This window comes from Streptomyces sp. SID3212, from assembly GCF_009865405.1.
Taxonomy (GTDB): domain Bacteria; phylum Actinomycetota; class Actinomycetes; order Streptomycetales; family Streptomycetaceae; genus Streptomyces.
In genome coordinates this window covers 1-5,684 of the sequence record NZ_WWJY01000552.1, presented here as the reverse complement: position 1 = coordinate 5,684, position 5,684 = coordinate 1, and the positions used below count along the sequence as shown (strand labels likewise).

5 protein-coding genes and 2 rRNA genes are annotated in these 5,684 nt (G+C 71.2%); 2 read left to right on the top strand and 5 right to left on the bottom strand.

Annotated elements, in window-relative coordinates; genetic code table 11:
• Positions 1–104 (top strand): 23S ribosomal RNA (locus GT042_RS16800); the annotation flags it as partial.
• Between the two features lie 81 nt (positions 105–185).
• A 5S ribosomal RNA gene (rrf, locus tag GT042_RS16795) occupies positions 186–302 on the top strand.
• Between the two features lie 146 nt (positions 303–448).
• On the opposite strand, the gene GT042_RS16790 is transcribed toward rrf, so the two are convergent.
• The 5 genes from GT042_RS16790 to GT042_RS16770 all read right to left on the bottom strand — a co-directional run.
• Complete coding sequence (locus GT042_RS16790) at positions 449–1,759, bottom strand: DUF58 domain-containing protein (protein WP_161309527.1); 1,311 nt, start codon at positions 1,757–1,759, stop codon at positions 449–451.
• A gap of 11 nt (positions 1,760–1,770) precedes the next feature.
• On the bottom strand, positions 1,771–2,775 hold the full coding sequence (locus tag GT042_RS16785) for a MoxR family ATPase (RefSeq protein WP_161309526.1): 1,005 nt from the start codon (positions 2,773–2,775) through the stop codon (positions 1,771–1,773).
• Positions 2,772–3,977 carry a DUF4350 domain-containing protein gene (locus GT042_RS16780; protein ID WP_161309525.1) on the bottom strand — a complete coding sequence of 402 codons (1,206 nt, stop codon included), beginning with the start codon at positions 3,975–3,977 and terminating at the stop codon, positions 2,772–2,774. The genes GT042_RS16785 and GT042_RS16780 overlap by 4 nt, the downstream gene beginning before the upstream one ends.
• Positions 3,974–4,663, bottom strand: a complete 690-nt coding sequence (locus GT042_RS16775) for a DUF4129 domain-containing protein (RefSeq protein ID WP_345943796.1) — start codon at positions 4,661–4,663, stop codon at positions 3,974–3,976. Before GT042_RS16775 ends, GT042_RS16780 begins: the two co-directional genes overlap by 4 nt.
• A gap of 4 nt (positions 4,664–4,667) precedes the next feature.
• Positions 4,668–5,684, bottom strand: a 1,017-nt coding sequence (locus GT042_RS16770; protein WP_237530863.1) for a hypothetical protein, incomplete at its 5' end; no start/stop codon positions are given.

The following is a 5,684-nucleotide window of genomic DNA, read 5'->3' as shown; positions in this document are numbered from 1 at the left end:
TGAGGGGTTAAGGCTCCCAGTAGACGACTGGGTTGATAGGCCAGATGTGGAAGACCGGTAACGGTTGAAGCTGACTGGTACTAATAGGCCGAGGGCTTGTCCTCAGTTGCTCGCGTCCACTGTGTTAGTTCTGAAGTAACGAAGAGCCGTGTTGTCATCCAGCTTTTCGGATATCTTCATAGTGTTTCGGTGGTCATTGCGTGAGGGAAACGCCCGGTTACATTCCGAACCCGGAAGCTAAGCCTCGTAGCGCCGATGGTACTGCAGGGGGGACCCTGTGGGAGAGTAGGACGCCGCCGAACAATCTTTGATTATGGGAATGCCCTGTACCTTCTGGTACAGGGCATTCCTGCGTTCCGGGCCCATCCACGTCAGCGGCTCGAAGGAAAGAGAAAGGCCCCGACGGCATCGTCGGGGCCTTTCTTGCGTTCCAGGGAATGGAGACGCCTTAGAGGCGGCCTGCGGCCTTGAGCGCGAGGTAGGCATCCGCCAGCGCGGGGGCGAGTTTGTCGGGCGTCGCGTCCACGACCGTGACCCCGTGGCGCTGGAGCTGTTCCGCCGTGCGATGGCGCTGGCCCTTCGACTGGGCGCCGGCGGCAGCTTCGTACACCGCGTCCACTGTGCCCCTCCCGGTGCTCATTGTCTCGATGTGCGGGTCGGAGACCGAGGCCACCAGCACGGTGTGCCGTTGGGTCAGTTGCGGGAGGACGGGAAGCAGGCCCTCTTCGATCGGGGTCGCGTCGAGACTCGTCAGCAGCACGACCAGGGAGCGGCGCGGGGCGCTCTTCAAGATCGCCGAACTGAGGCCGCGGGCATCCGTCTCCAGCAGTTCCGGTTCGAGCGGGGCGAGAGCGTTCACGAGGGAGGGCAGGAGGTCACCCGCGGCCCTGCCCTGGACCTGGGCGCGGATGCGGCGGTCGTACGCCAGGAGGTCCACCCGGTCCCCGGCGCGGGCTGCCAGCGCGCCCAGGAGCAGGGTCGCGTCCATGGCGGCGTCCAGGCGGGGGACGTCGCCCACCCGGCCGGCCGAGGTGCGGCCGGTGTCGAGGACGATGAGGATGTGCCGGTCGCGCTCGGGGCGCCAGGTGCGTACCGCGACCGCTGACTGGCGTGCGGTCGCCCGCCAGTCGATGGAGCGGGTGTCGTCTCCCGGCACGTAGTCGCGGAGGCTGTCGAACTCGGTGCCCTGGCCGCGGATCAGGACGCTGGTCCTGCCGTCGAGTTCGCGCAGGCGTGCCAGCCGGGACGGCAGGTGCTTGCGGCTCGTGAAGGGCGGCAGGACGCGGAGCGTCCAGGGGACGTCGTGGTTGCTCTGGCGGGCCGCCAGGCCCATCGGACCGAGCGAGCGTACGGTGACGCGCTCGGCGTGCCGGTCGCCGCGGCGGGTGGGGCGGAGGAAGGTGGTGAGGCGGCGGCGTTCGCCGGCGGGGACCGTCAACTCGTGGCGGGACGCGGCCTGTTCGTCGCCGGTCGGCCAGCTGCTGGGCGGCCAGGCGTCACGGAGGTGGGCGCGCAGGCGCCGGGTCGAGCGGTTGGTGACGGTCAGCTGGACCTCCGCGCTCTCGCCGAGTCGAACTGAAGTGTCACCACTTCGGGTGAATTGGAGCGATCTCACTGGCGCCGCGAGGGCGTAGTCGCACAGAATTGCGAGTGAGAGAGGCGCGTTGACGGCGAGGATCCCCGCCCAGCTGGGGGCGAGGATCCCGACGGGCAGCGTGCCCAGGGCGGCGAGGAGCGCTGTTCGTCCGGTGAGGGCCACGGGTCATCGCCTCATCGGGGGACGGGGACATGGGCGAGGATCGCGGTGATGACGGAATCGGCGGTGACGCCTTCCATTTCCGCCTCGGGCCGCAGGTGGACGCGATGACGGAGCGTGGGCAGGGCGAGAGCCTTCACGTCGTCCGGTATGACGTAGTCACGGCCGGTGAGCCAGGCCCAGGCCCGGGCGGTGGACAGCAGAGCGGTGGCGCCTCGCGGGGAGGCGCCGAGGGTGAGCGAGGGGGAATCACGCGTGGCACGGCAGATATCGACGACATAGCCCGCGATCTCGGGTGAGACGGACGTCCTGGCGACGGCGGCGCGCGCCGCTTCCAGGTCGGCCGGCCCGGCGACGGGCCGCACCCCGGCGGCCCGGAGATCGCGCGGGTCGAAGCCTTCGGCATGGCGGGTCAGGACGCTGATCTCGTCGTCGCGGGAGGGCAGCGGCACGGTCAGCTTCAGGAGGAAGCGGTCGAGCTGGGCTTCGGGAAGGGGGTACGTGCCCTCGTACTCGACCGGGTTCTGTGTCGCGGCGACGAGGAACGGTTCGGGCAGCATGCGCGCCGTGCCGTCGACGGTGACCTGACGCTCCTCCATCGCCTCCAGGAGCGACGACTGGGTCTTGGGCGGGGTGCGGTTGATCTCGTCCGCGATCAGCAGGTGGGTGAAGACGGGTCCCGGCTGGAAGGAGAACTCGGAGGTCCGGGCGTCGTAGACGAGCGAGCCGGTGACATCGCTCGGCATCAGGTCGGGGGTGAACTGGACGCGCTTGGTGTCGAGTTCCAGAGAGGCCGCGAGTGCCCGTACGAGAAGGGTTTTCGCGACACCGGGGACTCCTTCGAGGAGTACGTGGCCGCGGCACAGGAGTGCGACGACCAGTCCGGTGATGGCGGGGTCCTGGCCGACCACCGCCTTCGCGATCTCGGTGCGCAGGGCCTCCAGGGAGGCGCGGGCCTTCGCCGCGTTCGCGGTGGGCTCCGCGGTCTCTTCTGCGGTCTCTGCGGTCGGGGCACTCATGAGGTACGTACCTCTCTTTCGAGGGCGTCGAGTTGGTCCGCCAGGCGGATGAGGGCGCTGTCGTCGGCCGGGGCCGGCCCGAAGAGCAACGAGTGCGGGTCCAGTGCGGTGTTCGGGAGTCGGACGGAGACCGCGGGAAGCAGGGCCTCGGGAAGGTGGGCCCTGCCGGGGGGTACGCCGAGGAGGGGGGCGAGGCGGTCGCGGGACGCGGCGCGCAGGACCGAGGCCGCGTGGTCCCGGGCGTTCGCCTTGCGGTAGAGGCGGGCGCGGCCCTCGGCGGACTCCGAGGCACGGATGGCGACGGGGAGCCGTTCGGCGACGAGTGGGCCGAGCCTGCGACCGCGCCATACGGCGGCGAGCAGTGCGGCGAGGAAGAGCTGGAAGGCGCCCCAGAGCCAGCCGGAGGGGATCAGGTCGAGGAAGCCGCTCTCGCCGCCGGCCGCGCGGTCGGTGCCGGAGTCCTCGGAAGAAGTGGGATCGCTGAGCGAAGGGAGGTACCAGACGAGATGAGGCCGGGAGCCGAGGAGTTGAAGGGCCAGCGACGCGTTGCCCTGCTGGTCGAGGCGCTCGTTGTAGAGGAGGTCGGGAGAGCCGAGCAGGACGGTGTCGCCGTCGTTCCGGTCGGCGAGGACGAGCAGGGTCGGTGCTCCGTCGACCGGGTAACAGGCCTCGGCGCCGGGCGAGTCGGTGCTGTAGCGCTCGCCGCCGAGGTCGACCGTGCCGGCGCGGCGGGCGGCGGGCAGGGAGCAGTCGGGGGCGCGGGAGGTGACCTCGGCGGGGGTGTGGGTGCGGACGCCGGGGGCGAGGGCGTCGACGGAGTAGGGGCCGGCGCCGAGCAGGACGGTGCGGCCGCCGGAGGACGTCGTCGCGGCGTTCAGGGTCTCCTGCTGATAGGGGGTCAGCAGTTCGGGGGCGGCGACCAGGAGTGTGGTGTCGGGGCGGGCGGCGGCGGTGGCTTCGTCGAGGGTGGTGACGACGTCGGTGGAGACTCCGCCGTTCTTGAGGAGTTCGGCCACGGCCCGGCTGCCGAGGGCGTCGGCGGAGCGCGGGTCGAGGCGGCCGTGCTCGTCGCCGGAGCGGAGGACGGCCATGACCGTTCCCGTCGTCAGGAGGATGACCAGGGCGAGGAGGAGGCCTCGGCCGCGGGTCCAGATCTGACGGGGGGTGAGGGACAGGGAGGTGGGGCTGGTGGTGAGGGTCATGTGGCCGTTCCCCCGGCGGCGTTGCTCAGCTGCGGCTTGGTCTGTTCCAGATCGAGGTCGAGTTCCCGCATGCGCAGGTATGCCTGCTGGTCCGTGGTACGGCCGCCGTATGTGACGTCGTCGAACTCCCGGGCGGCGGAGCGCAGTCGGTCCGCGTGGGCGGGGAGGGGGCGTCCCGCCTCGGTGGCGGCCTCGTCGGCGGTGCGGCCCGGGCGGGGGTCGAGCAGGGTCCGTTCCTCCAGGGAGCGGACGATGGCGCGCATCCGTTCCTGGACGGCTTGGTTCCAGCGTCCCGCGGCGGCGTGTGTGTCGGCGGCGGCGCGGTGCTCCGCGGCGCTGCGGGGCCGGTCGTCGAAGAGCGAGCCGGGCCTGGCGGGGGTGCGGTGGGGGGTGCCCAGCCGCCACCAGAGCGCGGCCACGAGTGCGGTGACGCCCAGCAGGATGACGACGAGGCCGAGTGCGCCGCCGGGGGCCGCGCCGGAGACGGAGGAGAGGAGGTCGCCGACCCACTCCCAGAAGCGGTTCATCGCGCGCTGGAGGAGGTTCGGGTCGTTCTCGTGGTACATCGGTTTGGACAGTTCCCGCTCCGCGGCCTCGCGGGCGGGCAGGCGGGACGGGTCCACCGGACCGTCCGCCGCCGTGCCGAGTACCGAGCGTGCTGTGGCCGGGCCCCCCGTGATGGACACCCCGTCAGCTCCCGGGGGTCTCGGTACCCGGTGCGGCGGTGCCGTTGCCCGTCAGGCCGACGGCGCGGGCCAGTTCGAGGTCGAGGGCTTCGCGGCGGATGCGCTGGTCGACGTAGAGGAGCACGGTCACCCCGGCGGAGATCGGGTAGGTGATCGAGGAGGAGATGACCGCGCCGACGCCGGTGATGACCAGGTAGGTCCAGCCGTACTCGGGGGTGGAGCCGGAGACGAGGCCGTCTATGCCGGCACCGTCCGCGGCCAGGGCGATGATCGCGAACGGGATGGAGACGATCATCGCGACGAGGAAGGTCAGCAGCAGGGTCAGCGACTGGATGCCGAAGATCCGCCACCAGGAGCCCTTGACGAGCTTGGCGGAGCGGCGCAACGACGCGGCGATGCCCTGGCGTTCGAGCATCAGGGCCGGGGAGGCGAGGGCGAAGCGGACCATCAGCCACGAGATGACGACCAGCGCGGCCAGTCCGCCCAGGACGGCGAGGAGGACGCCAGCGGTGGAGCCCACCAGGATGCCGGGGGTCACGCCGATGCCCATGATCACGACGGCGGCCAGGGGCAACAGCACCGTCAGTCCGAGCAGTTGCAGGAGCCGGGGGCGGGCCTCCTGCCACGCTTCGGAAAGAGTGACGGGGCGTCCGAGGATGGAGCGGCTGACGACCATCGTCAGGACGGCGGTGGTGAAGAGGGTGCCGAGCAGGGTGATGACCATCGTGGGAGCCAGCGAGAACAGACTGTCCCGGACGGAGTCGCCGGCCTGGCGGAGTGCCTCGGAGGGGGTCGCCTCCGGGTCGACCTGCTGAGGTTCGGGGACCAGGTAGCGGACGACGAGTATGTCGCAGATCTGGGTGACGACGGCGACGGCGAGGGTGAAGCCGAGCACCGTGCGCCAGTGGGCGCGCAGGGTGGACACCGCGCCGTCGAGGATCTCGCCGACCCCGAGCGGGCGCAGCGGGATCACGCCGGGCTTGGCCGCGGGCGGGCGGCCCCACGCGGGACCCGGGCCGCC